General features: G+C 56.5%; 28 protein-coding genes. 17 read left to right on the forward strand and 11 right to left on the reverse strand.

The window, feature by feature from the left end; translation table 11 throughout:
• Positions 1 to 159: 159 nt before the first annotated feature.
• The 3 genes from ABMA60_RS14100 to zapE are packed head-to-tail and all read right to left on the reverse strand — an operon-like array spanning position 160 to position 3,199.
• Entirely contained in the window at positions 160 to 1,230 is a 1,071-nt protein-coding gene (locus tag ABMA60_RS14100; RefSeq protein WP_392804200.1) for a glycosyltransferase family 4 protein, read from the reverse strand.
• Positions 1,230 to 2,051 (reverse strand): glycosyltransferase family 2 protein, encoded by an 822-nt coding sequence (locus ABMA60_RS14105; protein WP_392804202.1) that lies wholly within the window; start codon positions 2,049 to 2,051, stop codon positions 1,230 to 1,232. Before ABMA60_RS14105 ends, ABMA60_RS14100 begins: the two co-directional genes overlap by 1 nt.
• A 44-nt stretch (positions 2,052 to 2,095) precedes the next feature.
• Entirely contained in the window at positions 2,096 to 3,199 is a 1,104-nt protein-coding gene (gene zapE, locus ABMA60_RS14110; protein WP_392804204.1) for a cell division protein ZapE, read from the reverse strand.
• A 167-nt stretch (positions 3,200 to 3,366) separates the two neighbouring features.
• Here zapE and ABMA60_RS14115 point away from each other — a divergent pair, with 167 nt between their 5' ends.
• From ABMA60_RS14115 to cysN, 3 genes are all read left to right on the forward strand, one after another.
• Entirely contained in the window at positions 3,367 to 3,873 is a 507-nt protein-coding gene (locus tag ABMA60_RS14115) for a YhcB family protein (protein ID WP_392804206.1), read from the forward strand.
• A gap of 93 nt (positions 3,874 to 3,966) precedes the next feature.
• The gene (gene cysD / locus ABMA60_RS14120; protein ID WP_392804208.1) at positions 3,967 to 4,875 is read left to right on the forward strand and encodes a sulfate adenylyltransferase subunit CysD; all 909 of its coding nucleotides are present in this window, start codon (positions 3,967 to 3,969) and stop codon (positions 4,873 to 4,875) included.
• Entirely contained in the window at positions 4,875 to 6,494 is a 1,620-nt protein-coding gene (gene cysN / locus ABMA60_RS14125) for a sulfate adenylyltransferase subunit CysN (RefSeq protein ID WP_392804210.1), read from the forward strand. The genes cysD and cysN overlap by 1 nt, the downstream gene beginning before the upstream one ends.
• Here cysN and ABMA60_RS14130 read toward each other — a convergent pair whose 3' ends face one another.
• Positions 6,495 to 7,244, reverse strand: coding sequence for a Nif3-like dinuclear metal center hexameric protein (locus ABMA60_RS14130; protein ID WP_392804212.1), 750 nt, complete (start codon positions 7,242 to 7,244; stop codon positions 6,495 to 6,497). It abuts the gene before it with no gap.
• A gap of 68 nt (positions 7,245 to 7,312) precedes the next feature.
• On the opposite strand from ABMA60_RS14130, the gene ABMA60_RS14135 reads away from it, so the two are divergent.
• Positions 7,313 to 8,407: a S1C family serine protease gene (locus ABMA60_RS14135; protein WP_392804214.1), complete on the forward strand. Its 1,095-nt coding sequence runs from the start codon at positions 7,313 to 7,315 to the stop codon at positions 8,405 to 8,407.
• Between the two features lie 3 nt (positions 8,408 to 8,410).
• Here the strand turns inward: ABMA60_RS14135 and hisC are convergent, their stop codons facing one another.
• The 6 genes from hisC to ABMA60_RS14165 form a co-directional block, all read right to left on the reverse strand.
• Positions 8,411 to 9,517: a histidinol-phosphate transaminase gene (gene hisC / locus ABMA60_RS14140; RefSeq protein ID WP_392804218.1), complete on the reverse strand. Its 1,107-nt coding sequence runs from the start codon at positions 9,515 to 9,517 to the stop codon at positions 8,411 to 8,413.
• A gap of 4 nt (positions 9,518 to 9,521) precedes the next feature.
• Positions 9,522 to 10,829 (reverse strand): histidinol dehydrogenase, encoded by a 1,308-nt coding sequence (hisD, locus tag ABMA60_RS14145; protein ID WP_392804220.1) that lies wholly within the window; start codon positions 10,827 to 10,829, stop codon positions 9,522 to 9,524.
• Entirely contained in the window at positions 10,830 to 11,486 is a 657-nt protein-coding gene (hisG, locus tag ABMA60_RS14150; protein WP_392804222.1) for an ATP phosphoribosyltransferase, read from the reverse strand.
• Positions 11,487 to 11,593: 107 nt separating this feature from the next.
• Positions 11,594 to 12,856, reverse strand: a complete 1,263-nt coding sequence (murA, locus tag ABMA60_RS14155) for a UDP-N-acetylglucosamine 1-carboxyvinyltransferase (RefSeq protein ID WP_392804225.1) — start codon at positions 12,854 to 12,856, stop codon at positions 11,594 to 11,596.
• A 3-nt stretch (positions 12,857 to 12,859) separates the two neighbouring features.
• A complete protein-coding gene (locus tag ABMA60_RS14160) occupies positions 12,860 to 13,102 on the reverse strand; it encodes a BolA family protein (protein ID WP_392804227.1) in 243 nt (80 codons plus the stop codon).
• Between the two features lie 111 nt (positions 13,103 to 13,213).
• The gene (locus ABMA60_RS14165) at positions 13,214 to 13,876 is read right to left on the reverse strand and encodes a phospholipid-binding protein MlaC (protein WP_392804229.1); all 663 of its coding nucleotides are present in this window, start codon (positions 13,874 to 13,876) and stop codon (positions 13,214 to 13,216) included.
• A 159-nt stretch (positions 13,877 to 14,035) separates the two neighbouring features.
• On the opposite strand from ABMA60_RS14165, the gene ABMA60_RS14170 reads away from it, so the two are divergent.
• The 13 genes from ABMA60_RS14170 (at position 14,036) to ABMA60_RS14230 (ending at position 23,880) form a co-directional block, all read left to right on the forward strand.
• Positions 14,036 to 15,007, forward strand: a complete 972-nt coding sequence (locus ABMA60_RS14170) for a KpsF/GutQ family sugar-phosphate isomerase (protein WP_392804231.1) — start codon at positions 14,036 to 14,038, stop codon at positions 15,005 to 15,007.
• Positions 15,007 to 15,573, forward strand: coding sequence for an LPS export ABC transporter periplasmic protein LptC (gene lptC, locus ABMA60_RS14175; protein ID WP_392804234.1), 567 nt, complete (start codon positions 15,007 to 15,009; stop codon positions 15,571 to 15,573). Before ABMA60_RS14170 ends, lptC begins: the two co-directional genes overlap by 1 nt.
• A gap of 19 nt (positions 15,574 to 15,592) precedes the next feature.
• A complete protein-coding gene (lptA, locus tag ABMA60_RS14180) occupies positions 15,593 to 16,099 on the forward strand; it encodes a lipopolysaccharide transport periplasmic protein LptA (RefSeq protein WP_392804236.1) in 507 nt (168 codons plus the stop codon).
• Positions 16,100 to 16,825, forward strand: a complete 726-nt coding sequence (lptB, locus tag ABMA60_RS14185; RefSeq protein ID WP_392804238.1) for an LPS export ABC transporter ATP-binding protein — start codon at positions 16,100 to 16,102, stop codon at positions 16,823 to 16,825.
• A 61-nt stretch (positions 16,826 to 16,886) separates the two neighbouring features.
• Positions 16,887 to 18,416 carry an RNA polymerase factor sigma-54 gene (locus ABMA60_RS14190; RefSeq protein ID WP_392804240.1) on the forward strand — a complete coding sequence of 510 codons (1,530 nt, stop codon included), beginning with the start codon at positions 16,887 to 16,889 and terminating at the stop codon, positions 18,414 to 18,416.
• 147 nt (positions 18,417 to 18,563) lie between these two features.
• Positions 18,564 to 18,869: a ribosome hibernation-promoting factor, HPF/YfiA family gene (hpf, locus tag ABMA60_RS14195; RefSeq protein ID WP_108162703.1), complete on the forward strand. Its 306-nt coding sequence runs from the start codon at positions 18,564 to 18,566 to the stop codon at positions 18,867 to 18,869.
• Positions 18,870 to 18,871: 2 nt separating this feature from the next.
• The gene (locus ABMA60_RS14200) at positions 18,872 to 19,327 is read left to right on the forward strand and encodes a PTS sugar transporter subunit IIA (RefSeq protein ID WP_392804243.1); all 456 of its coding nucleotides are present in this window, start codon (positions 18,872 to 18,874) and stop codon (positions 19,325 to 19,327) included.
• 5 nt (positions 19,328 to 19,332) lie between these two features.
• Positions 19,333 to 20,205: an RNase adapter RapZ gene (gene rapZ, locus ABMA60_RS14205; RefSeq protein ID WP_392804245.1), complete on the forward strand. Its 873-nt coding sequence runs from the start codon at positions 19,333 to 19,335 to the stop codon at positions 20,203 to 20,205.
• Positions 20,202 to 20,471 carry an HPr family phosphocarrier protein gene (locus ABMA60_RS14210; protein WP_392804247.1) on the forward strand — a complete coding sequence of 90 codons (270 nt, stop codon included), beginning with the start codon at positions 20,202 to 20,204 and terminating at the stop codon, positions 20,469 to 20,471. Before rapZ ends, ABMA60_RS14210 begins: the two co-directional genes overlap by 4 nt.
• Positions 20,472 to 20,582: 111 nt before the next feature.
• On the forward strand, positions 20,583 to 21,941 hold the full coding sequence (mgtE, locus tag ABMA60_RS14215) for a magnesium transporter (RefSeq protein ID WP_392804249.1): 1,359 nt from the start codon (positions 20,583 to 20,585) through the stop codon (positions 21,939 to 21,941).
• 55 nt (positions 21,942 to 21,996) lie between these two features.
• Positions 21,997 to 22,530: a ribosome biogenesis factor YjgA gene (gene yjgA / locus ABMA60_RS14220; RefSeq protein WP_392804251.1), complete on the forward strand. Its 534-nt coding sequence runs from the start codon at positions 21,997 to 21,999 to the stop codon at positions 22,528 to 22,530.
• Between the two features lie 130 nt (positions 22,531 to 22,660).
• The gene (locus ABMA60_RS14225; RefSeq protein WP_392804253.1) at positions 22,661 to 23,239 is read left to right on the forward strand and encodes a sigma-70 family RNA polymerase sigma factor; all 579 of its coding nucleotides are present in this window, start codon (positions 22,661 to 22,663) and stop codon (positions 23,237 to 23,239) included.
• On the forward strand, positions 23,236 to 23,880 hold the full coding sequence (locus tag ABMA60_RS14230) for a ChrR family anti-sigma-E factor (protein ID WP_392804255.1): 645 nt from the start codon (positions 23,236 to 23,238) through the stop codon (positions 23,878 to 23,880). Before ABMA60_RS14225 ends, ABMA60_RS14230 begins: the two co-directional genes overlap by 4 nt.
• A gap of 14 nt (positions 23,881 to 23,894) precedes the next feature.
• On the opposite strand, the gene ABMA60_RS14235 is transcribed toward ABMA60_RS14230, so the two are convergent.
• Entirely contained in the window at positions 23,895 to 26,723 is a 2,829-nt protein-coding gene (locus tag ABMA60_RS14235) for an FAD-binding and (Fe-S)-binding domain-containing protein (protein ID WP_392804258.1), read from the reverse strand.
• Positions 26,724 to 26,734 lie beyond the last annotated feature (11 nt).

Genomic DNA, 26,734 nt, shown 5'->3' on the forward strand with positions numbered 1-26,734 from the left:
GCGCGTATTCTACGCCTGCGCCGCATCCTGTCAACTCTAATTTGCAAAATTCGTTTAGGAATCAGCTTGTTAGCGTCACGCTCTTCGTAAACTCGAACAGCGCTTCAGGATGGCTGTCGGTGACAGCGGAGGCGCATTATAGAGATGAGCGGGGTGCTGTCAATGGCTGGCGACAGCCAATTGGGAATAATAGTCGAGCAGCGCCTTGGCTTCGCGCTCGACAGTGTAATCGGACAGTACGGTTTGACGACCAGCAACAGCCAATTCAGTTCGTAACTGTGCATCCGACATGAGCAACTCCAACCGTTCGGCGACCGATTGCCAATCGCCAGCCGGGACCAAAAATCCATTACGGCCATCATCAATGATGTCGGGCCAGGCGCCGGCTTCACTGGCAACCACTGCAGCCTCGGTGCTCATGGCTTCCAACACAGTGAGCCCAAACCCTTCGTTACGACTGAGTGCGGTAACAATCGACATGGCACGAAAGTAGTCCGGCACTTTGGCGAAGGGCAGCTCACCGGTAAAAATAATTCGCTCGGACAACCCTGCGGATTCGATCAGGCGTTTTTGCTGATCAACAAAGGCTTGCTGGTCCGAACCATAACCACCGACGATAACGACACTGAACTGTGGATGCTTTGGCAACACCTTCAACGCCGCTTGAACCAAAAGGTCGACACCTTTTTGTTCGCGCACCCGACCAAAAATTCCAATGCCAAACTGACCGGGCAAAGACAAGGACTGCCATAAGGTTTGTCGGTCTTCCGCCGGTGCATAGTGTTCAACGTTGATGCCATGCGGTACCAATTGATCCGGAGGTGTCGGCATATATTGAGCAGCGGCCGTGCAGGTCGATAAGAGTCCATCCATGCGATTCATTAAAAAACGCGTCAACCAGGTTTTGCGACGCTGGGCCGTCGAGGTGAAGACGATACGAATGCGGGCGCCTAACAATTTCAATAAAAGCGCCTGAATCATTTCGTCGTTACGGCGCGCATGAAATACGCGCATACGGCCATTGGCCAGAGGTTTTCGGGCCAGTTTTAAAAGACGCCAAAAACCCAAAGACGGAACATCATCGGGCAAGTGATGATCCCCAAGCACTACCAAAGAACGATGCTGTTTTTGTACCTGCAATACTTGCAGCATGGTGCTGGTAACGCCGGAAAAACGCTTATTGGAATTACCCAGGATAATTTCGAATTGCGGATCCGGTTGCATAGCCATCAGTCGACTCGATCTTCTTCCGGCACAATGCCGTAAGGGGTCCAGGAACGTCCGCTTTGTCGGACATCCGCTCGAATCGCATTGTTACGGGCCCAAATTTCCGGCTTAGAATAGCCACGCTTGTGATCAAGATGCAGGCAGATCGCTTGGTAGCGAACACGCTGAGACTGGAAACCAAGATTCCACAAACGCTCCCCCAGCTCCCGATCTAAACCACCATATTGCATGCGCTCGTCAAAACCATTGACCCGCAACAAAGCGTCGCGCCAGGTCGAACTGTTCATGCCGTTCCAACTGGCTTTGGCAGGGGTTAGCCGATTCAACCAACGCGCCAGCGTTGCGGATTTCACCAGTTTCCATAATTTATGGTTTTTAGGTTGACCCTGACTGAGCAACCAGGAGCGATCAAAGGGGCGTTGCTGGTTGATGTCTTCAATGCTGATTTGCTGTGACACCGGCATGGTCAGTTTTAAATAACCACCCGATAGAAAAGTATCTGGCTTGGCGTGCTGTCTGTGGACCGCAATAAAGTCGGCACGCGGAATGCAATCGCCATCGGTGAAAATCAGATAATCAACGCTCGTTTCCTTGATCGCTTTATTCAGAATTTCGGTCTTTCTAAAGCCGTTATCTTCATGCCAGACATGACGAATATTGAGCCTGCCTCTGTTTCGAAATTGCTCGATCAAAGCACGAGTTTCATCGTCGGAACCATCATCAGCAATAATGGTTTCAAAGTCTCCATCGCTCTGACACTCATAGCCAGCGAGGACTTTTTCCAACCACAATGGCGAATTATAGGTAGTGATCACCACACCCATACTGAAAACCGGTTTTTGCGTAGTGCTCGTAGAATGCTGCGACATCAGCCACGGTGCTCCTTGGCCAGAAATTCTTCCGATTGCATTTCCTGCAGACGGCTGACCGTACGCTGGAATTCAAAGCTCAGGCGGCCATCATTATAGAGTTGTTCAATGGGCACTTCGGTCGACAACAACAGCTTTACCTGGCGGTCATAAAATTCGTCGACCAGGTTAATAAAGCGTCGGGCGCTGTCATCATTGCGACCATTGAATACCGGTACGCCACTGATCAGTACTGCGTGAAAGCTGCGCGCTAGTTCAATGTAGTCATTCTGACTGCGCGGGCCATCGCACAAGCTGCCAAAATTGAACCAGGCAACATCATCGCAGTATCGTCTTGCCTTGATGGTTCTGCCCAAGACGTCCAGGTCGTAATTTTCTTCAACCGCATCTTTTTCCGGAATCAATCGCTCAAAGGCCGAATTCAAAGCCTGCTCAGACTGTTCATCAGCGGGTGAATAAAAGATGGGCGCCTGGGTCAAAGTGCGCAGGCGGTAGTCGATGCCACCGTCCACATTGAGTACGCGGGTATGACGCTTGAGCAATTCAATGGCCGGTATAAAGAGTGCGCGCTGCAGTCCATCTTTATAAAGGTTGTCCGGCGGAATGTTGGATGTGGCCACCAAGGTAACGCCTCGCCCGAACAAAGCCTTCAACAGATTGGCCAGGATCATGGCATCGCCAATATCGGTGACAAAGAACTCATCGAAACACAACACCCGGGATTCACGCGCGATTTCTTCAGCCACCAACTCCAGCGGGTTGGCCTGACCTTTATGTTCTTTCAAACCACGGTGTACGCGGCGCATAAAGTGGTGAAAGTGCATGCGGCCTTTATCTTCAAACGGTAAAGTTTGAAAGAAGGTGTCCATCAAATAGGTTTTCCCGCGCCCTACACCGCCCCAGAAATAGAGGCCAGGCACCGGGTCTGAGGAGCGACCAAACAGTCGGCCGAGGCGGCCCGTCAGCTTTTTTTGCGACTCCTGTTGCGCCAGCAATTGGTCGTATAACGACTGCAATGCCTTGACGGCATCTTCCTGAGCCGGATCATGAGAAAAGCCGGGTTGTTCCAAGTCGGCCTGATAACGGGCCCAGGGGGTGGTCATCGACGACTCCACAGATGAGGACAAGGCGGGGAATTTTACGGGAAAGACCCGGACAATCAATGATCGAACCTGTCGAGTTGATCGCTGCCAATCGCCTCGACAAACGTTAGAATACTGGCGTACTGAAGACCGAGATGGTCAAACGCCTACTAATTTTGGAGACTCAGATGTTGCAACTGGACTGGATGACACTGCTGGCGGCCTTGGTCGTCGCGCTAATTGTAGGCATCGTCGTGGGTCGGCTCTGGGCTCGTGGCCAGGGAGATGACAACGGCAGCCTGAAACGCCAACTTGATGATCTGAAGCGCCAGCATCAGAACTATCAGGTCAGCGTGACCGAACACTTCAACCGCACCACCGAACTGATTGATGGCCTGACCGTCAGCTACAACGCCATTCGCAGCCACCTCGACCAGGGTGCGGACGAACTGGTGGCCCCGGAGTACCGCCTTGAATCAGCCCGCGCTGGCAGCGAAGACCTGCAAAGCCTGGCTCCGGATTCAGAAATGGCCAATGCCGGCTACACCGGTCCGCGCGATTACGCGCCCAAAAGCGGTGACGAAGAAGGTACGCTATCGGAAACCTATGGCCTGCGCCGAGAGGCTTTTGTGTCGGACGAAGCGGATGATGACGTCGAAACGGCAACCGCCGACAAGGCGAAAAAGTCGCGATAGTCATATACCAAAATATTCTTACAGGCAGTAACAACAATAACAAATAGCTTTGTTATAGTGCGTCCAGCTTGATACACCCTCTTTGGACGGACTATGGCACAGCAAATGTTCACCCACCTCAAACAGCTGGAAGCGGAAAGCATCCACATCATTCGTGAGGTCGCCGCTGAATTCGATAACCCGGTCATGCTCTACTCGATCGGCAAGGATTCAGCGGTGATGCTGCATCTGGCCCGCAAGGCATTCTTTCCCGGTCGCATTCCTTTCAAACTGTTACACGTCGATACCGGCTGGAAGTTCAAAGAAATGTACGAATTCCGCGACAAGATGGCGCGGGATTACGAGTTCGAACTGCTGGTTTACCAAAATCAGGATGGCGTGCGCCAAGGCATCAATCCGTTTGATCACGGCAGTGCCAAACACACCGACATTATGAAGACCCAGGCGCTGAAACAGGCGCTGGATCTGTACAAGTTCGATGCCGCCTTTGGTGGTGCACGCCGCGATGAAGAAAAATCACGCGCCAAAGAACGCGTCTATTCATTCCGCGATCGCAATCACCGCTGGGACCCAAAAAACCAGCGCCCGGAGCTGTGGAATATCTACAACGGCAAGATCAATCGCGGCGAAAGCATCCGCGTGTTTCCGCTGTCGAACTGGACCGAACTGGATATCTGGCAGTACATCCACCTGGAAAGCATTCCCATCGTACCGCTGTATTTCGCCGACAAACGACCGGTGGTCGAGCGCGACGGCATGCTGATTAACGTCAACGATGAGCGCATGAAATTGCTGCCCGGTGAGGAAGTGCAAGAAAAGATGGTGCGCTTTCGGACGCTCGGTTGTTACCCGCTGACCGGCGCCGTCGAATCGGAAGCCAACACCTTACCGGACATCATCCAGGAAATGCTGCTCACCACCACCAGTGAGCGTCAGGGCCGAGCCATCGATCACGATTCATCCGGCTCGATGGAAAAGAAAAAACAGGAAGGCTACTTCTAATGGCACACCAATCTGACTTGATCGCTCAGGATATTCATGCCTACCTGAAGCAACACGAACACAAAGAACTGCTGCGCTTTCTCACCTGCGGCAGTGTGGATGATGGTAAGTCGACTTTGATCGGCCGGCTGCTGCACGACTCCAAAATGATCTATGAAGATCAACTGGCGGCCATTGAAAAAGACAGCAAAAAATCCGGCACCACGGGCGAGAAGATCGACCTGGCGTTGCTGGTCGATGGTCTTCAGGCTGAGCGCGAACAAGGCATCACCATCGATGTCGCCTACCGTTATTTTTCCACCAATAAGCGCAAATTCATCATTGCCGATACGCCTGGACACGAGCAGTACACCCGCAACATGGCAACCGGTGCCTCAACCTGCGATCTGGCGGTCATTCTGATCGACGCCCGTTACGGTGTGCAGACGCAGACGCGTCGCCACAGTTACATCGCGCATTTGCTTGGTCTTAAGCACATCGTCGTGGCGGTGAACAAGATGGATCTGGTCGATTTCAGCGAAGCGCGCTTCGAGGAAATCAAAGCCGATTATCTGCAATTCGCCGAGCAACTGAAGCTGCCGGAAATTCATTTTGTGCCGCTGTCGGCGCTCGATGGCGACAACGTTGTCAGCCGTAGTGAACGTTCCCCTTGGTACCAGGGTGCGCCTTTGATGGAACTGCTGGAAACGATCGAAATCTCACACGACCGCGATATCGAACACTTCCGTCTGCCGGTGCAATACGTCAACCGGCCGGATCTCGATTTTCGCGGTTTCGCCGGCACCATTGCCGCTGGCACCATCAAGCCCGGCGATACCGTCCGCGCCCTGCCCTCGGGTTTGAGCTCGACGGTCGAACGCATTGTCACCTTTGATGGCGACCTAGACGAAGCCTTTCCGGGCCAGGCCATTACGCTGACCCTGAACGATGAGATCGACGTCAGCCGCGGCGATATGTTGGTTGGCGCCAAAGATGCACCGCTCATATCGCAAGCCTTCCAGGCCAAGGTGGTGTGGATGCACGACGCGGCTCTGATACCGGGCCGCCAGTACGATTTCAAAGTTGGCACACAAACCGCCACCGGCACCTTCAGCGCCCTGCATCGCCAGATTGACGTCAATACGCTGGTCGACAGCGCGGCGGATGAGTTGCCGTTGAACGGCATCGGTGATGTGACCATCCAGTTGAACAAGCCGGTCGTCGCCGACCCTTATGGTCAGATCGCTGGCACCGGTGCCTTTATCGTTATCGATCGGTTGAGCAACGTTACCGTTGGCGCCGGTATGATCGAAGCATCGGCCGAGTCGCGCGACAACCATCCGGTCACCGAAGCCGAACGCGCTGCGCGTTATCGCCAGAAACCGGTGTCGGTGGTCTTGGATGTGGAAGATGCCGCTGAACGCGCGGTCGAACTGGAGCGAGCTCTGTATGATCTGGGTCACACCAGCGTCATCGTTCGCCCGGAAGATGCTCTGGCCGTCGCGCCTTATATCGAAGCCGCCGGTCTGATTGCCATCATTGCCGGTAAAACCGATGCGCCCTTTGGCTTCAAAGTTGAAGACGCCTCACCGGCGGCGGTGATCAGCCTGTTGCGTCAGCACGACATTCTCGACGACTGATCAGACCGGAATCGGCAGGTCGATAAATTCGACGTTCAAACCGAAGCGCTGGGCCAGATGCCAGCCCAGCGCTTCGGGTCCGCCACGCTCAGTGGCGTGATGTCCCGCCGCGTAATAATGCACTCCACTCTCGCGCGCCAAATGCACCGTCGGCTCGCTGATTTCGCCTGAAATAAAGGCATCGATGCCGGCATCAATGGCCATCTGCAAATACCCCTGAGCTGCCCCGGTACACCAGGCCACGGTTTCGATTTCGTCTTCATCCTCACCGATATGTAACACCTGATAATCCAGCGCTTCACTCAGGGATTGACGCAAACTGGCGCCGGTTTCCGCTCCGTCGACCCGACCGTGCCAAACCAGACTGTCACCGAGGGTACCTTCGGCCGTCCAACCGAGCAGTTGGCCCAACTGAGCGTTATTGCCAACGTCCGGATGCGCATCCAGTGGCAGATGATAGGCGAACAAATTGATGTCGTTGGCCAGCAAGGCCGCCAGCCGATTGCGTTTAATGCCGGTGATCGGCGCCGGTTCACCTTTCCAGAAATAACCATGATGCACCAGAATGGCATCGGCCTGACGGTCAATGGCTTCATCGATCAAGCGTTGGCTGGCGGTCACCCCGGTGACGATCTTGCGGATTTCCGATCGACCTGCCACCTGCAATCCATTGGGGCAGTAATCCTGGAAACGTCCGACGTCGAGATAGTCGTCCAAATAAGCCACCAGGTCGTCGCGATGCAGCGTCATGATACACTCCGATTCACGGTTTCTTTGCGCTCAAAAAAGCACGAATTTAAGGAAGTGAATTTAACGCCATGAGTGTACCTCAAAGTGTGCGAGTTTGGCTGGCCCCTATCATTGCTGGCCTGGTTGTTGGTGGCCTGGTGGTGCTGTGGCCGTCGTTTTCGTCCAAGCCACAATTGACCACGACGGAGTTAGTGCCCACCCCCGTCAGTTATGCTGATGTTATCGCCCGCGCTCAATCCAGCGTGGTCAGCATTTACAGCAACAGTCGCTTGGAAAGACCCAGCCACCCGCTGTTGGACGATCCGTTTTTTTCGCAGTTTCTGCCGCAACAACCTCAGCATCAGACCAGCCTGGGCTCGGGCATCGTGCTCGACGATCAGGGGCATATTCTGACTAACGCCCACGTTATTGCTCAGGGTGAGCAGATTATTGTCGAAGCCAGTGACGATCTTAGCTATGAAGCACGCCTGGTCGGACTCGATCCGGACAGCGATTTGGCGGTGCTGAAAATCGATGCCAGCAACACTCAGGCCATCGCCGTGAATAGAGATTATCGCGCCCGGGTTGGTGATCTGGTGTTCGCTATCGGCAATCCCTTTGGTGTTGGCCAGACGGTGTCGATGGGCATTATTTCCGCCACCGGCCGACACCAGCCTGGCCTGACGCGTTTTGCCGATTTTATCCAGACCGATGCAGCCATTAATCCAGGCAACAGCGGTGGCGCACTGATCAATGCCTACGGCGAACTGGTCGGTATTAACACGGCGATTTTTTCCAATAGCGGTGGTTTTCAGGGCATCGGTTTCGCCATTCCTTACGCTCATGCGCTGGATATTGCCCGACAATTGATTGAACAAGGCGCGGTGATGCACGGCTATCTGGGCATCGATGTGCGACCGGTTGCACCACAACAACGAGCGCGCTTCGGATTGGCAACGCCAGCCTGGGAAATTGTCGATGTGATGGCCGACAGTCCGGCAGCGCAGGCCGGCGTACGAGCCGGTGATTGGTTGGTCAGTATTGAAGGGGAGTCGCTGGCCAGTCGGGCCGAAGCGGTGGGTCGCATTGCTGAGCATAAACCCGGTGAGCAATTGACGCTGGCCTTGTTGCGCGGCCAGCGTTTTTATCAGACTCGGGTAACGCTCAGCGAGCGACCCAACTAAGCGTCACAGCAAAGGTTTCAATGCCGACAACAGACGTTCATTTTCGCTGCCACTGCCGACAGTGATGCGCAGGCAATCGGTCAGCAATCCATGGCTGCCGTCGAGTTTTTTGATCAGCACACCGGCGTCTTTCAAACCTTGATGAATGGCCGCCGCCCGGCCGCTTTCGGTGCGCACCAGCACGAAGTTGGCCTGGCTGTCGTAGACCGTCAGTTGCGGCAGGGCTTTCAATTGCTGGGTTAATTCAGCGCGTTGTTTAACCAGTTCCTGAGTTTGCTGCTCGAAGGTTTCGAAATGATCGAGAGCGAACGTTGCCGCCGCCTGCACCAGATTGCCGATGTTATAAGGCAGACGCAGTTTGTTAATTTCAGCGGTCCAGGTCGGATCGCCAATCAACACGCCCAAGCGCAAACCGGCCAGGCCGACTTTGGAGAGGGTGCGCAGAATCAGCAGGTTGGGATAGTCGTCCAGCCAGGACAGATAATCTGCCTCGGTAAAGGCGGTATAGGCTTCATCCATCACCACCAAACCGGGCGCTGCTTCGATGATACGACGCAGTTTTTCATCGCCCCAAAGGTTGCCGGTGGGGTTATTCGGCTGAGCTAAAAAGATCAGTGCTGGCTGTTCACTTTCGATGCGTGCCAGCATGGTTTCCAGATCAATTTCAAAACGCTCAGTCAGCGGCACACCGACGTAATCCATATCCAAATACTGAGCGATCATGCGGTACATCACGAAGCTCGGTTCCGGCGCCATCAAGGTTCGGCCTTTACCGGCGACCGCCATGGCAACTAATTGAATCAGCTCGTCCGAGCCATTGCCCAGCAACAGATCCCAGCGCTCGTCAATGTCCATGACCCGGCGCAAGCCCTGCTTTACTTCCGGCGCATCCGGATGCGGGTAGCGATTCACCTGCACATCGGCCAGCGCGGCTTGCCATTGCTGTTGCAATTCGGGCGGCCAGGTGAAGGGATTTTCCATGGCATCCAGCTTTAACAAACCGCTGGAATCGGGCACCGGATAGGCCGCCAGTTTGCGAATATCGTCGCGCACCCAGCGTTGCACGCGGGCGTCAATTTTGTCTTGCCAGTCGGTTTTACGATCGGTCATTGAATCAGTCGTCCAGACGTTTTTCGGCACTGCGGGCATGGGCGGTCAGCAGTTCACCACGCGCCAATACCGAGGCTACTGCGCCCAAGGTCTTAGCACCCTCAGGAGAAACACCAATCAGGGAAGTGCGCTTCTGGAAGTCATAAACACCCAGTGGCGAGAAGAACCGTGCCGTACCGCTGGTCGGTAAAACATGATTGGGTCCGGCGCAATAATCACCCAAGGCTTCAGGTGTGTGGCGACCTAAAAAGATGGCACCGGCGTGACGAATTGAGGGCAGCCAGCTTTCTGGATCGTCGACCGACAATTCCAGATGTTCCGGTGCAATGCGATTAATCAATTCCGGCGCATCGGCCAGATCGGCCACCTGAATCAGCGCGCCACGTTCGCTCAGCGACTGACGCACAATGTCGGCACGCTCCAGCGTCGGCAACAAGCGTTCGATGGCTTCGCTGACGGCATCAAGAAAAGCGCTGTCCTGGCTGATCAGAATCGACTGTGCATCGACATCGTGCTCAGCCTGGGAAAACAGATCCAGCGCTATCCAGTCCGGATCGGTCTTGCCATCGCAGACCACCAGAATTTCGCTGGGGCCAGCGATCATATCGATACCGACCTTACCGAAAACCTGCTGTTTGGCGGTGGCGACATAGATGTTGCCCGGACCCACAACCTTGTCGACCGCCGGTACGGTTTCTGTACCGTAAGCCAGCGCAGCGACAGCCTGAGCACCACCGATTAAAAAGATGCGGTCGATGCCCGCCACATGGGCAGCACCCAAGACAAAATCGCTGACCTGACCATCGGGTGCTGGCGTGGTCATAACAATTTCACTGACGCCAGCAACCCGCGCCGGCATGGCATTCATAATTACCGACGAAGCCAGGGGTGCAGTACCGCCGGGAACGTAGATGCCAACTTTGTCCATGGCGGTGACCTGCTGGCCGAGTAAGGTGCCATTGGCCTCACGGTACTGCCAGCTCTCGCCCAGTTGATGCTGGTGGTAACTTTCAACACGTTCGGCGGCCGTCTTTAGCGCATCCTGCTGCGCCTTGGGCAGACGATCAAAACCGGCCTGAATGGCGTCCGAGCCCAGCATCAATTGATCCATGCTGTCGACGTCGAAACGATCGAAGCGAGCGGTGAATTCCAGCAGCGCTGCATCGCCTCGCGCACGGATAGCGGCAATGATGTCAGCGACACGCTGCTGAACGTCGGCGTCGGAGACCGACTCCCAAGCCAATAATTGATCCAGCTGGGCAGAAAATTCCGGGGATTGGGCGTCCAAGCGACGCAATGACAACGCACTCATTTAAGAAGCCTTCCTGCGATCTGCTACCGCTCGACTTAGAGCTTCAACAATGGGGTTGAGGCGTTCGTCTTTCAATTTCAGCGCCAGCCGGCTGGCGACCAGACGACTGCTGATGTCAGCAATGTGTTCCTGCGCTTCCAGGCCATTGGCTTTTAATGTGTTGCCGGTATCGACGATGTCGACGATGCAGTCGGCCAGATCCATGATCGGTGCCAGCTCCATACCACCGTACAACTTGATGACATCGACCTGCCGGCCCTGCTCGGCAAAATAACGCTTGGCGACATCGACAAACTTGGTCGCCACCTTCATCCGGCCGAGTACCGGCTTGGCATCGACCAATCGCGCGGTCATCAATCGGCAGCGGGCAATCTCGAGATCAAGCAACTCGTACATTTCTTCCGCGCCATGTTCCATCAGCACGTCCTTACCCGCCACACCCAGATCGGCCACGCCGTATTCCACATAGGTCGGCACATCGGTGGCGCGAATGACGATAAAGCGCACATCCGGGCGGGTGGTTTCGAAGATCAGCTTGCGCGAGGTATGGATGTCTTCCAACGGCTCAATACCCGCTGCAGCAAACAACGGCAGCGTTTCCTTCAGAATGCGACCTTTCGACAGGGCGATGGTGATTTGATCAGCGGGATTAGCCATGCTCGGACAATATGCTCTTGATCTTCGGTGAATTGACCTCGGTACGGGGCGAGGTTAGCAGGCAATGTTATCAATACGGCCTGCCGTCCGTGGCAGGCCAAGGCTCTTTAGCCAGCAACCCGTTTAATGGTTGCGCCCAGCTGAGCCAGTTTTTCTTCGATGCATTCGTAGCCGCGGTCGATGTGGTAGATGCGATCCACCAGCGTCGAACCGGATGCCACCAGACCGGCCAGCACCAAAGACGCAGAGGCGCGCAAATCGGTCGCCATTACCGGTGCACCGGTCAGGTTTTCGTGGCCGGTAATCACCACAGTATTGCCTTTGATGTGAGCATCAGCGCCCATGCGCTCCAGCTCATTGATATGCATAAAGCGGTTTTCAAACACCGTTTCCTCAACCGTGCCGGTGCCTTCGGCAATGGCGTTCAAGGTGGTGAACTGCGCCTGCATATCGGTCGGGAATGCCGGATATGGCGCGGTAATCACATCCACGGCCTTGGGACGACGCCCTTGCATATCCAGTTCGATCCAGTTCTCACCCACTTCAATATTGGCGCCCGCTTCACGCAGTTTAACCAGCACCGCATCCATGGTGGATGCATCGGCTTCACGCAGACGAATCCGGCCACGGGTAATGGCCGCAGCAACCAGATAGGTACCGGTTTCGATACGGTCAGGCAGCACTGAATAGTCGGCTGCGTGCAGGCTGGGAACGCCTTCCACGGTAATGGTGTCGGTGCCGGCGCCGGTGATCTTGGCGCCCATGGCGATCAGACAATTGGCCAGGTCGACCACTTCCGGTTCCTTGGCAGCGTTTTCCAGTACCGAGGTACCTTCGGCCAGCGTTGCAGCCATCAGAATGTTTTCGGTGCCCGTTACGGTGACCTTGTCGAAGAAGATGCGCGCACCTTTCAAGCGACCCTCGTTGCGAGCACGGATGTAGCCGTCTTCGACGTCGATTTGCGCGCCCATGGCTTCCAGGCCACGAATGTGCAGATCGACCGGACGACTGCCGATGGCGCAACCACCGGGCAGCGACACATTGGCTTCACCGAAGTGCGCCAGCAACGGACCGAGCACCAAAATGGAAGCACGCATGGTTTTCACCAGCTCGTAGGGCGCGGTCATATTACGAATGGTGCCGGCGGTAACTTCGACGCTCATGTCTTCACCGATGACCACTTCCACGCCCATGCAGGCAAGCAGTTCGATCATGGTGGTGATGTCGTTCAGGTGCGGCAGGTTGCGTACCGTTACCGGCTCTTTGGTCAATAAGGTGGCAGCAATAATAGGCAGTGCAGCGTTTTTGGCGCCAGAAACACGAATTTCACCGTCCAGGCGTGCGCCACCAGTAATCAATAATTTATCCAAGGTTTATTTCTCCGCGGCGGACCATTCATCCGGTGTGTAGAGGGCCATGGTGACGGCATGTATTTCGCCACTGGCAATTTTTTCGTTCAACACGCCGTAGATCAGCTGCTGACGCTGAACCGGACGCTTGCCGGCAAAGAGGTCACCGACGGCACGAACAGAAAATTTGGCACCTGCACCGTCGACGTCGAAGTCGACATCCGGCAGGGCCGCGACCAGCATAGCTTTCACATCGTCGGCTGACATAGGTCTCTCTGCGTTGAATCCGATAAAAAGGGGTGGCGATTATACGGAAAGCGAGCGTAAATCGAAATGGAGAAACGGAGGTCGAGCGACCTCCGTTTTAACGTGCGGTGTTTATTGAAATTGACTGGCTTCGAACGATTCGGCAGTGATGCGCTCCCATTCGTCGATGGTCGCGTCCAGATCACCACCTTGCTCGCGGTAGATCTGGTCAAACTGGGTTTTGAAGGTCACCCCCAGATTGATGCCGTTAAAAATCACGTTCTGCATTTTCCAGCCTTCAGAAGCCTGACTGTAGTAGACGCTCTGTACCATCGGGTAACGCTGGCCCTGCGGTGATACCGCTTCCAGCCGGACCCGGGTGTTGCGCACGCTATCGTCGTCATTGTCCTGATCGTCCACCAGGCGCACTTCGAAGGCGCCAAAGTTATAGAGGCCACCCGCGTAGGTATTGATCATCGAACGCTTGAACACTTCCAGAAAGCGCAGTTTCTGTTCATTGGTCGCGGTTTGCAGCGTATCGCCCATAATACGACTGACGATGACGGTGTAGCCGATCAAAGGTTCCAGCACCTCGGATACTTCATTCAGATAGGCTTGGCGATCACCGGCGTCGCCGCTGTTGTATTTCTCGACAACGGTCAACACCTGCTCAACACCGTCGATCACGCTCTGCTCGGCCGACTGACTGGGAGTAAAGGTCTCAGCCTTCACTGCTGTGCTCAATGACAACCCAACACCGATCAACAGGGCCGACATCCTTCGCATGACACTCATTCATTTCTCCTTTCGGTATGCGCCACCTATTCTAAGGGCGAAGCGCTTTGGGTGCGAGATGCCAAAGGTCAGCAAAGATGATGCCGTGCACAGTTTAGACAGATCAGCTTTGTGGTAATCTAGCCCGCCAGTTCAGAACCCTTGGACAAGAAACGGTCTATGCACGCAACGATCAATTACCTGGAATCGGCTCAACGCACGCTGCGCTTGGAGATCGAATCTCTGCAGTCGCTGGGCGCTCATCTTGATGCCGGTTTCGAACGCGCCTGTGATCTGGCACTGGCTTGTAAAGGTCGGGTCGTGGTCACCGGCATGGGCAAGTCAGGCCACGTCGGCAACAAGTTAGCCGCGACCCTGGCCAGCACCGGCACACCGGCCTTCTTTGTTCATCCCGGTGAAGCCAGCCATGGCGACATGGGCATGATCACTGGTGACGATGTGGTCATTGCCCTGTCCAACTCTGGCGAGTCGAACGAAGTCGTCACGCTGATTCCACTGATCAAACGACTCGGCGCCCGGCTGATCGGCATGACCGGCAACCCCAACAGCACCTTGGGTCGCTCTGCCGATGCCCACATTTATTGTGGCGTCGAGCAGGAAGCCTGTCCGCTCAATCTGGCACCGACGTCGTCGACCACAGCAACAATGGTTATGGGTGATGCCCTGGCCATTGCGCTGCTTGAAGCGCGCGGCTTTACCGCCGACGACTTCGCCTTCTCTCATCCTGGTGGCAGCCTGGGACGCAAGCTGTTGTTGAAAGTCGGCGACATCATGCACCGCGGCGACGCCTTTCCGGCCGTCACACCCACCACGCCACTGCGCGATGCGCTGCTGGAAATGACCCGCAAAGGCCTCGGTCTGACCACCATTGTGGACGACAACGGCCAACTGCTCGGCGTCTATACCGATGGCGATTTGCGCCGCACCCTGGATGCCGGCATCGACTTGCATCAAACGCCGATCGCCGACGTGATGCACGCTGGCGCCAAGACCATTTCTTCCGAACACCTGGCAGCCGAAGCGCTGTTTGAAATGGAATCGCGCAAGATTACCGCTCTGGTTGTCGTTGATGCAGATCGACCGGTCGGCATCGTTCATATGCACGACATTCTGCGTGCAGGTGTGGCCTGATGCCTCGATTGCGTACGGTTCTGCCCATCGCAACCGCGCTCCTGGTGCTGGCCGCTATTATCTGGTGGCACCCGGCCGAAGCACCGCCGAGCTTCAATACTGAATTACAACTGCCGGAAGACCCACCGGATCTGTTTATCCGTACCTTCCAGCAGACCCGCTATGACACCAGTGGCCAACCGAGCCTTTACACCGTGGCCAGTTCCTTTGCCTATTACCAGGACAGCGGCAACAGTCAGGTGACGGTCCCCACCGTGCGGCTGATTCGCGACAACGGTCCCGACTGGACCATCCGCTCACAGGCCGCCACGCTGTTCAGTAATGGCGACGTTATCTTCGAAAATGCCGTCAGAGTGCATGAGCTGAGCGACCTGGCTCGCTGGGAACTGGCAACCGACTGGCTGCAGGTGACCGAAAATGGCGACTTCGTCAGCACACCTGAGCCTGTTAGACTCACCCAGGGTCCGCAGGTGGCCACAGGCGTGGGATTCAACGCCGATCTAACGACGGATGACCCCGTCCTTACTTTGCAATCCGAGGTAGCCATTCATTATGAGGTCGACTGATTCCAAGCGGCGCTGGCGCATGACCTTGACCGCCGCCGCACTGTGCCTGTGCAGCAGTGCCGCTTTGGCACTGCCCGGAGATCGCGATCAGCCGATGACCATTCAGGCCGACCAGGGCGCTTTTCGCAGCGGCAGTGGCGAAGCGCATTTTCAGGGCAACGTTCACCTCAAGCAGGGCAGCCTGGAAGTCTGGGCCGATACCCTTGATGTCACCCGCGACCCGGCCACCGGCGTGATTGAATTTCTCGAAGCGCGTGGCGAACCGGCGCGCTATCAGGAACAGCCGAATGTCGGCGAACCGCTGATCCATGTGCAAGGTCAGCGCATCGAATACCGGCCACAACAAGACATCATTATCACCGAAGGCGGCGGGCGCCTGGAGCAGAATGACAGCGAAATCAACGCTGACTACATCCAATACAATCTGGTTGAAGAAACACTCAGTGTGCGCTCGGTACGCAGCCAGACAGAAAATCCTGAAGCACCTCAGGCAACCTGGATCATCCAGCCAGGAGCGGTGGACTGAATGAGTTTATTGCACGCTAAACACCTGGCCAAAAGTTACCGCAGACGCCCGGTGGTACGCGATGTCAGCCTCAGCGTGGAGCCTGGTCAGATCGTCGGTCTGCTCGGCCCCAATGGCGCGGGGAAAACCACCTGCTTCTATATGATTGTTGGGCTGATTCCTGCCGACAATGGCGAGGTCTACGTCGGCGATACCGCTGTCACCAAACTGCCCATGCACGCCCGGGCACGCCACGGTATCGGTTATTTGCCTCAGGAAGCGTCGATCTTTCGCAAGCTGAGTGTCGCCGACAACATTCTCGGCGTGCTGCAGACGCGTAAAGAGTTGTCGCGCAGTGAGCGCCACGATCGGTTGGAATCGTTGCTCGATGAGTTCAACATCAACCACATCCGCGACAGCCTGGGTATGGCGCTGTCCGGTGGTGAGCGCCGCCGCGTAGAGATCGCCCGCGCCCTGGCCATGGAACCGGCGGTGGTGTTGCTGGACGAACCCTTTGCCGGTGTCGATCCGATTTCCGTAGGCGACATCAAAGGCATCATTCATCATTTGCGCGATCGCGGCATTGCCGTTTTGATCACCGATCACAACGTCCGTGAAACGCTCGATATCTGCGAAAAAGCCTATATCGTTGGCAACGGACATATCATCGCTGAAGGAACAGCTGAGGATGTACTCAACAACGCCACCGTGCGTGAGGTATATTTAGGCGACCAGTTCCGGCTATGACGGCAAGGTTCCCGTCAGGACTCGTTGTAATTAACAGGCCCAAAGGCGTATTAACACCTCTATGAAGACCTCCTTACAACTTAAAATGAGTCAGCAGTTGACGATGACGCCGCAACTGCAGCAAGCCATTCGTCTCCTGCAACTGTCGACCCTGGACTTACAACAGGAAATTCAGGAGGCGTTGGAAACCAACCCCATGCTGGAGGTTCGCGAAGACGACAGCGGCAACAGCAGCGATGGCGAACATGACCATGCCAACACCAGCGAATCCCATAATGGCGATTCACTGAATGGCGACAGGGCCAAAGCCGAAACTCTGATCGACAATTCCGACAATCGCCAGGAAATGGAAATTCAGGAACACATTCCGGATGATCTGGCGGTTGATTCATCCTGGGACGACATCTACACCCACACACCGACCAGTCATGGCTTACCGTCTGGTGATGACGACTTCAATTTCGAGAACGTTTACGGCACCACCGACTCGCTTTGGGATCATCTGAACTGGCAGCTCAACCTGACCACCATGACCGATCGCGATCGACTGATCGCCGAAGCCATCATTGAAAGCGTCGATGCCGAAGGTTATTTGCAGTCCAGCCTCGATGAAATTTTTGAAGGCCTGGACAAAGAATTGTCCAGTGAAGACGACCCCTTGGAAATGGACGAAGTGGAAGCGGTACTGCGCCGCGTTCAGCATTTCGACCCCGCCGGCGTTTGCGCCCGCGATCTGTCCGACTGTCTCAGCATTCAATTAAACCAACTGCCCGAAGAAACCCCCAGCCGCCAGGAAGCGCTTAAGATCGTCAAAGATCATCTGGACCTGCTTGGCGCACGCGACTACGCCCAACTGATGCGTAAAACGCGGCTAAAAGAAAACGACCTGCGCGACGTTATTCTGCTGATTCAAAGCCTGAACCCGCGACCGGGCAACCAGATCGAAAGCGGCAAAGACGAATATGTGGTGCCCGATGTCATGGTGCGCAAAGACATCAAAAACAATCGTTGGCTGGTTGAGTTAAATCCGGACATCGCGCCCAAACTGCGCGTCAATGCATCCTACGCTTCGATGGTCAAACGCGCCGATAATTCCAGCGACAACACCTACCTTAAAGATCATCTTCAGGAAGCGCGCTGGTTCATTAAAAGTCTGCAAAGCCGTAACGAAACGCTGCTGAAAGTGGCGACTAATATCGTTGAACATCAGCGCGGTTTTCTCGAACACGGTGAAGAAGCGATGAAGCCGTTGGTGCTGCATGATGTGGCGCAGGCGGTCGAGATGCACGAATCGACTATCTCGCGCGTCACCACGCAAAAATACATGCACACCCCGCGCGGTATTTTTGAGCTGAAGTATTTCTTCTCCAGTCATGTCAGCACCGAAGGCGGTGGCGAATGTTCGAGCACCGCTATTCGCGCCATCATTCGCAAGCTGGTCGCGGCGGAAAACCCGCGCAAACCGCTGAGTGATTCCAAAATTGCCACCTTGCTTGGCGACCAGGGCATCAAGGTCGCCCGACGCACCATCGCCAAGTACCGGGAGGCCATGCATATTCCTCCGTCAAATGAACGTAAGAGTTTGATTTAGATCAGATTTTCGAACGACTGCAGGCTTGAAGTAGCAGCCTCTCACCGCAAAGATTGAATCAGGAGCTAGACTGAAACCAGGGATAGCACTCAAGGAAGCCGGCCGACATCATGGCCTGAATCATTGTCACTGCATGAGGAGCGGACTATGCAAGTCAACATCAGCGGTCAACACGTCGAAGTTACTGAAGCTCTGCACGACTATGTTGCCTCCAAGCTGGAAAAACTGGAGCGACACTACGATCAGATCGGCAACGTCCAGGTGACGCTCAGTATTGAAAAAAATCGGCAAAAAGCGGAAGCTTCGCTGAACATCAAGGGGGCTCAGTTGCACGCCGATGCTGCACACGATGATTTATACGCCGCCATTGACATGATCACTGACAAACTCGACCGCCAGTTGCTCAAGCACAAGGAAAAAACGGTCGACCGCATGCACGGGAACTCTCGTTAACCATGATTCAACTGGACCAGGTCCTCTCATCCGAACGCGTCTATACCGGCGCGTTCGGTGTCAGCAAGAAACGCGTTCTGCAGAGTCTGGCCGAACGCTTGGCGGCTTCACTTGATGGTGTTGGTGAAGTCGATCTTTTCGATCAGCTGATTGCCCGTGAGCGCCTGGGTTCCACCGGTTTAGGCCAAGGCATTGCTGTACCGCATTGTCGTCTGGCGCAGATTGAACGCCCCATCGCTGCGCTCGCCAAACTCGACGAAGCCGTCGATTTTGAATCCCCCGACCGCAAACCGGTCGACCTCTTGTTCGTGCTGGTGGTGCCTGAAGCGGCCACCGACGATCATCTCAATTTACTGGCCGCTGTGGTGGAACGATTCAACGACAGCGCCTTGGTGAAATCACTGCGCCAGGCCTCCGACAGCCAGACCCTTTATCAGCAATTTATTCAGGGCCTCTGATCGCCATGGCGCATCCCGATTTCCGGCTGGTCATCATCAGCGGACGCTCAGGGTCGGGCAAGAGTACCGTCCTGAACGCGCTTGAAGACGCAGGCTTTAATTGCATCGATAACCTGCCACCGGCCTTGTTACCGGAACTGGTCCACTGGATGACCGCCAGTACCGCCCAGCCGGACGTAGCGGTCTGTATCGATGCACGGGTCGCCTCCGATGCCATCAATGGCTTGCCTGCCATCCTGAAATCCCTGCCGCAAACACTGCAGCCGGACATTCTTTATCTCGATGCCGAAGAAACCATACTGCTGCAACGCTTCTCTGCCACGCGGCGCAAACACCCGCTGACCAATGCCGATCGATCCCTGGCCGAAGCCATAGCAGTGGAAGGCGAACTGTTGGCGCCGGTGGCTAATCTGGCCAGTCTGAAAATCGATACCAGCGGTTTGTCGTTGCAGGAGTTGCGCGACCAGGTACGGCAGCGGCTGATCGACAAGCCCGGCGGCATCGCCTTGCAGTTTTTGTCGTTCGGCTTCAAACACGGTGTGCCGCGTGATGCCGACCTGGTGTTCGATGTGCGCTGCCTGCCCAATCCCTATTGGGACAAATCGCTGCGCATGTTCACCGGTAAAGACGAACCGATTCAGAACTTTCTGCGCGCCTCTCCGGCGGTGACCGAAATGTTTGAAGACATCCGTCGCTTTCTCGACCGCTGGTTGCATCAATACGAAGCCAACCAGCGCTCCTACCTCACTGTGGCAATCGGCTGCACCGGTGGTCAGCACCGCAGCGTTTTTCTCGCCGAGCAGCTGCATAAAACCTTTGCCACTGGCAACGCCAACGTTCAGCTGCGCCACCGCGACATGGGAAATGATCAGGCGTGATTCAAGAACAACTCACCATCATCAACAAACTGGGGTTGCACGCCCGCGCTGCTGCCAAACTGGTCGGCGTAGCCGGTAACTATGAAAGCCGTATTACGCTGAGCAAGGATGACCGCGAAGCCGATGCCAAAAGCATCATGTCAGTAATGATGCTCGCCGCCAGCCAAGGCACCGACCTGGACGTGGAAATCGACGGCCCGGATGCGGCCGAAGCCTGGACCGCCATTCTGGCGCTGGTGCAGGATCGTTTTGGCGAAGACGAATAACGGGCTTGTGCCTGTTTTTCATTTCAGGATTACCGATCGACCTCTTTATTACGGTTTGAACTAAAGGCTACACTCCTCCTCGATCGCTCACCTCGGCAACCGGGACGTCCCATGCCAACCACGCCGCACCTGGAACAGCACGACCACGACCGCGCCGGTCTGTTGCAGGCGTTGGAAGCGGGTGATCTGGATCGGGTACAGCGCTATTGCGACGAAGACCTCGCCTCGGCCGATCTGGCCCATATTCTCGAGTCGTCCCCCGGCCGCATCCGTGAATTGCTGTGGGATTTTCTCAGCGATGAACGCCAGGGCGCGGTGCTGCCGCATCTGAATGAAGACCTGCAACAAGCTTTTCTGGCGCAGATGAACGCCCACGAGATTCTGGAAACCACCCAGGATCTCGACCACGACGACCTCGCCGACCTGCTGCAACAGATTCCCGAACCGGTTACGCATCAAGTTTTGTCACTGATGCCACCGTCCGCTCGGGCGACCGTGGAAGGCTTGCTGGCCTATCCGGAAGACACCGCCGGCGGCCTGATGAATACCGACCTGATCACGGTGCGCGCTGACGTTACCGTGGAAACGGTATTGCGTTATCTGCGCCGGCTGGAGCTACCCGATCACCTGGATTCACTCTGGGTGGTCAACCGCCAGTTTCGCTATGTCGGGCTCTTGCCGATCACCAAACTGCTGACTCACGGACCGCAAACCAAGGTGCGTGAGATCATGAAAGACGACATCGAAGGCATACCCGCCAGCTTGCACGAAGACCAGGTAGCGCGTCGCTTCGAACGCCTCGACCTGGTATCAGCGCCGGTGGTCAACGACACCGGCACGCTGCTCGGCCGCATCACCGTCGATGACGTCGTCGATGTGATTCGCGACAGCGCCGACCATACCGTCATGAGCATGGCCGGCCTGGACGAAGAGGACGATATTTTCGCGCCGGTGATTCGTACCACTCGCAGTCGCGCCGTCTGGTTGGGCATTAATATGCTGACCGCCTTTATCGCCGCGGCAGTGATGAGCCAGTTCGAAGCCACCATTGCGCAGATTGTTGCCCTAGCCGTGCTCAGCCCGGTCGTTGCCAGCATGGGCGGCATTGCCGGCAGCCAGACGCTGACGGTGATGATCCGCGGCATGGCCACCGGCCACGTCAAACGCGACAACCTCGGCTGGCTGATCAGCCGGGAACTCGGTTCGGGCGCCGTCAACGGTGTGCTCTGGGCCAGCATCATCGGCGCCATTACCATCGGCTGGTATCAGGATTCCGACTTGGCACTGGTTATCGCCGCTGCCATCGTTATTAACCTGCTGGTGGCCGTCTGTGCTGGTGCCACCCTGCCCTTTCTTCTAAAATCGCTGCACATTGACCCGGCCCTGGCCGGCACCGTCGTGCTGACGACCATCACCGATGTCGTCGGCTTCCTGACTTTCCTGAGCCTGGCCACCCTGTTCCTGCTCTAAAAGCTGCTCTGGATAGTAGCAATGAACCTGGCCCGGCGGAGATACCCTGCTACTCATGTCCGACCACAATCACGATCACGACGACCAAGACATCGAATGGGTCAGCAAAACCCAGATGAAACACGAGATGCATCGCCTGCAGGCGATTGGCGAGCGCTTGCTCACGCTGCGCGCCGATCAGCTGGCGACCGTCCCAACCAGCGAAGCGCTCAAAGCGGCCATCGATGAGAATCGTCGCGTCACCCAGAACGAAGCCCGTCGTCGCCATCTGCAATACATCGGCAAGCTGATGCGCAACGAAGATATCGACGGCATTCAACTGGCACTGGATCGACTCGACCCCTCCTCGGAAGTTTTTCTGCGCGAGCAGAACCAGGCCGAACAATGGCGCAGTCGTCTGCTCAATGACAGCGGCGCCGAAGCCGCCTGGTTCGAGCAACACCCCAACACCGAACGCCAGGCCTTTCGCGCCATGGTGCGTGCCGCGCGCAAGGAACAGCCGGATGAAGCCGATGCCCCGCTCCATGCCGGTAAGCAAACCAAACGACTGTTGAAGTGGATTCGTGAGGCGCTGGCCGAGCAAAACTAAAGCACTTGCCTGCTGAGGTGATCCGTTACGGCGACAGCAACGTAAATCGCTGCCAGACAAACGGACAACAGGTTCTCATATGGCAGGCGCCCCTGTAATCTCGATACTTTCAGCCAAGAAAGCAGGCAAAATGACAGAAGCCAACCAGGCGACTCAGCAATGGTCTGACTGTCTCGACGCAGTCGCCCGACGCCAGGACATTGCAGCTTTCGAACAGCTGTTCAACCATTTCGCGCCGCTGATCAAAGCCTTTGCCCTGTCCTCAGGCTTGAACCGCAGCGGCGATCATCTGCCCGATGAACTGGTGCAGGAAGTTATGCTGGCAGTCTGGCGCAAAGCCGCCACTTTCGATCGCCGCAAAGCCGCCGCCTCCACCTGGATATTCACCATTGCCCGGAACCAGCGCATCGATATGCTGCGCCGTCTGCGCAAACACCAGAACGATTTGCCCGCCGATGATATCTGGGAACTGGAAGCCGATGCCGACCTCTTTGGCGAAGTGCGTCAGGCGCGCGTTCAGGATCAGGTGCGCGATCACCTGTCCGATCTGCCGGTCGATCAGCGCCAGGTCATGGCGAAAGTTTTTATGGAAGACAAAAGCCATCAGGAAGTGGCCGATGAAATGGATTTACCTCTGGGAACCGTCAAAAGCCGGGTTCGCCTGGCGATGAAGAAACTGAAACTCTCTCTGGAGGCGTTTGACCTATGACCCAGTGGCATCCACATTCCGATCAACTCGTGGAGTTTGCCGCCGGAAGCTGCCGTGCCGGCGTCAGCATCGCGATATCCGTGCATCTGCACTACTGCAGCCAGTGTCGCCAGGCACTCAGCGAACTGGAAAGCACCAGCGCCGTCTTGTTTGAACAGCAAGCACCGGCACCGGTTGCCGACACGGCCTTCGCCAGCCTGATGGATCGCATCCAGCGCGAACCGGAAGCTGCTGCTCCGGCTGCAAAACACCCCGCATCCGCTCGCTTTCCGCGTGCGCTCAGGACTTTGCTGCCTGACTCACTGGAGCAACTGGACTGGAATCAACCGATGAAAAACCTGCGCGTCACCCGCCTGCTCGACGACGGCGACCTGATCATCGGTCTGCATCATATGAAAGCCGGCGGTCGGGTACCCAACCACCAGCATCGTGGTGAGGAAATCAGTGTGGTGCTCGAAGGCGGTTTTTCCGATCAGCTGGGCTCCTATGCCGAAGGCGACTTTATTCGTCGCAGCGGCACAGACACCCATGCGCCTCAGGCCGATGCCCATGAAGACTGCCTGATCCTCTCGGTGGTCGAAGCGCCAGTGAAACTGACTGGGCCACTGGGCTGGATTCTTAATCCCTTTCTGAAAGCCTGACCAACGCCGCCGCTTTAAACAGCGGCGGTTTCCTCTCGCGCCTGCGACAGGCGGTCCAAAACCTCAAACAATGACAAATACGTCAGGCCGCTGTGCCGACTCAAACCGATCTCGCAGGTGCGGCTGGTGGAAATACCGTAGGCACAACCACTGACAGCCTCGTCCAGGCCGCGCAGCGCCGAGGCGTTCAGTTCCGGCTGGGTAAAGCCCTTGTCGCCGGCAAAACCACAACAGGCCATACCGTCGGGTTGCACCCAATCCGGCGTCAGTTTATCCAGTACCCGCGCCAGACTGGGCGCAATTCCCTGACGCTGCACACTGCAGGTGGTGTGTACCGCGACGCGCTGCGGATCGGGCTCGATATGCAAGCGATCAAGCAGGAAGCGGTCGATAAAGTCGACGCTGTCATAGAACTGAATGCCGCGCTCACTGGCCGCTTCACGCACCCGCAAACTGCACGGACTGGTGTCGGCCAATACCGGGAAACGTCCGCCACTGGAAATTTCCCAGAGCTCATCCACCAGTTCCTGACGCTGCTGTTCGGCGACGCTAAAGTGACCTTTGGACTGAAACGGCTGACCACAACACAGACCACGCGTCGGCTGCGGCATCACCACATTCAGACCGGCCTTGCGCAACACGCTGAGCACGGCAGCGGGCAGACTGGAACGGTTTTCATCAGTCAAGGCTGCGCCAAAGGTCTGGGACACGCAGGACGCCCAATACACCAGCACTTCACGGTCACTCGGCCGGGTGGTTCGATTCGGTGCGTACACTGGCCGCGCCGGGCCCGGCAAGGTCGACAACCACAAGGGTGTATGGCCACCGCTGAGCTTGCGCACCGCCGCCGACCAACGCTCCAGGCGTTGCGGGCCGGTCAGGCGCTGCACTGACCGTGCGGTCCACAGACCTGCTCGGGTAACACTGGCCAGCGCTGCATAATGGCGTCCCATGGCCCGCGCCAGACGGATATAACGATGGTTGCGCTCGGCGCGCAGCTTGAGCACCAACTCACCGGTATTGATACCGACCGGACACTGATTCTGGCACAGACCGGTCGCGGCGCAGCTGTCGATCGCCTGATGATCAAAGCGATCCTGCCAGCCGTCAGCAAGGCCCTCTTCACGCCGCTGACGCTGCATTTCACGGTGCAAGCTGATGCGCTGGCGCGGGGTTAACGTCAGTTCGCGCGACGGACACACCGGTTCGCAAAAACCGCATTCAATACAGGCATCGACCAGACGATCGGCCTGGGGCATCAATTTCAGATGTTGCAGATGCGCCTGAGGATCGTCGTTGATGATCACACCGGGATTGAGCAAGCCTTGCGGGTCGATCAACTTCTTCAGCGCCTTCATCAGCTTGTAGGCGTCTTTGCCCCATTCCTGCTCGACAAAGGGCGCCATATTGCGGCCGGTGCCGTGCTCGGCTTTGAGCGAACCGCCCAGTGTACCGGTAATCGCATCGGCCACATCGGCCATAAAGGCTTCGTAGCGGCGCACTTCGGAAGGGTCGTCAAACCCCTGGGTGAACACAAAGTGCAGATTGCCTTCCAACGCATGGCCGAAAATGATGGCCTCTTCATAGCCGTGGCGATCGAACAGCGACTGCAACATAGCCACGCCTTCAGCCAGCCGCTCGATAGGAAAGGCGACGTCTTCGATAACCGCCGTGGTGCCGACAGCACGATGCGCACCTACCGCCGGGAAAGTGCCTTTACGCAGCGTCCAGAACGCCTCGATACGGCCTTTATCGCGAGTGAAACCGGTACTGTGATTAACGCCGGCACCATCCAAGACAGCCTGAACAGTCTGGCAATGCAGGTCCAGCTGCTCGAGGGTTTCACCGCGCACGTCCACCAATAACAGCCCGCCCTGATCCGGCAGCCGCCGGGCAAAGGTCGGCAAGCCATCCATATGCGCCACCGCACGCACGGCTCGGCTGTCGAGCAACTCCACCGCATCCACCGGCGTAGCCTTTAGCTGGCTGACTGTCTCGGCGCAGTGGCTCAGGTTGTCAAAGCCGACCATCACGGAGGCGCGATGCGGCCAGTCGGGCACCGTATTCAGGCTGACTTCGCTGACAAAACCGAGGGTGCCTTCGGAACCGACCATCAGGTGCGTCAGGATGTCGATCGGATCGTCAAAATCGAGTAAGGCATTGAGGCCATAGCCCGTGGTGTTCTTCAGGCGGTATTTGTGGCGCACCCGCTCGGACAGTTTTTCACTGCGCTTCAGGCGCTGCGATAAATCGGTAATGCCTTTGAGCAGGCGTGCGTGGCTGCGCCGAAAGGCGCGCACGCTGTCCGGGTCGAGACTGTCGAGAATGCCACCATCGGCCAATACCAGACGCATACCGGCCAGGGTGTGATAGCTGTTATGCCGCGTGCCACAACACATGCCACTGGCGTTGTTGGCGACGATGCCACCAATCTGACACGCGTTAATTGAGGCCGGATCCGGTCCGATCTTGCGGCCAAAATAGGCTAACTTTCGATTTGCCTGCGCACCGATCAAACCGGGCTGAAGGTGCACCCGTTCGCCAAAAGGTTCAATCCGGCAACCGCGCCAGTTGGGTGTCAACATCACCAATACCGAATCGGTCACCGCTTGGCCGGATAAAGACGTGCCGGCAGCACGAAAGGTCAGCGGCACCAGAAAACGTCGCGCCTGCTCCAGCACGATGAGCAGTTCTGCTTCGCTGTCGATCTGCACAATCAGCTCAGGCGTCATGCGATAGAAGCTGGCATCGGTGCCCAGCGCAAAACGCCGGGCGGCGTCGGTGATCAACCGCGATGCCGGAAGATGGTCAGTTAACGCTTGGTGGAAGGCTGGGATATCCACGGCCACCTCTT

The organism is Saccharospirillum sp. HFRX-2 (genome assembly GCF_043196805.1).
Lineage (GTDB): Bacteria > Pseudomonadota > Gammaproteobacteria > Pseudomonadales > Natronospirillaceae > Saccharospirillum.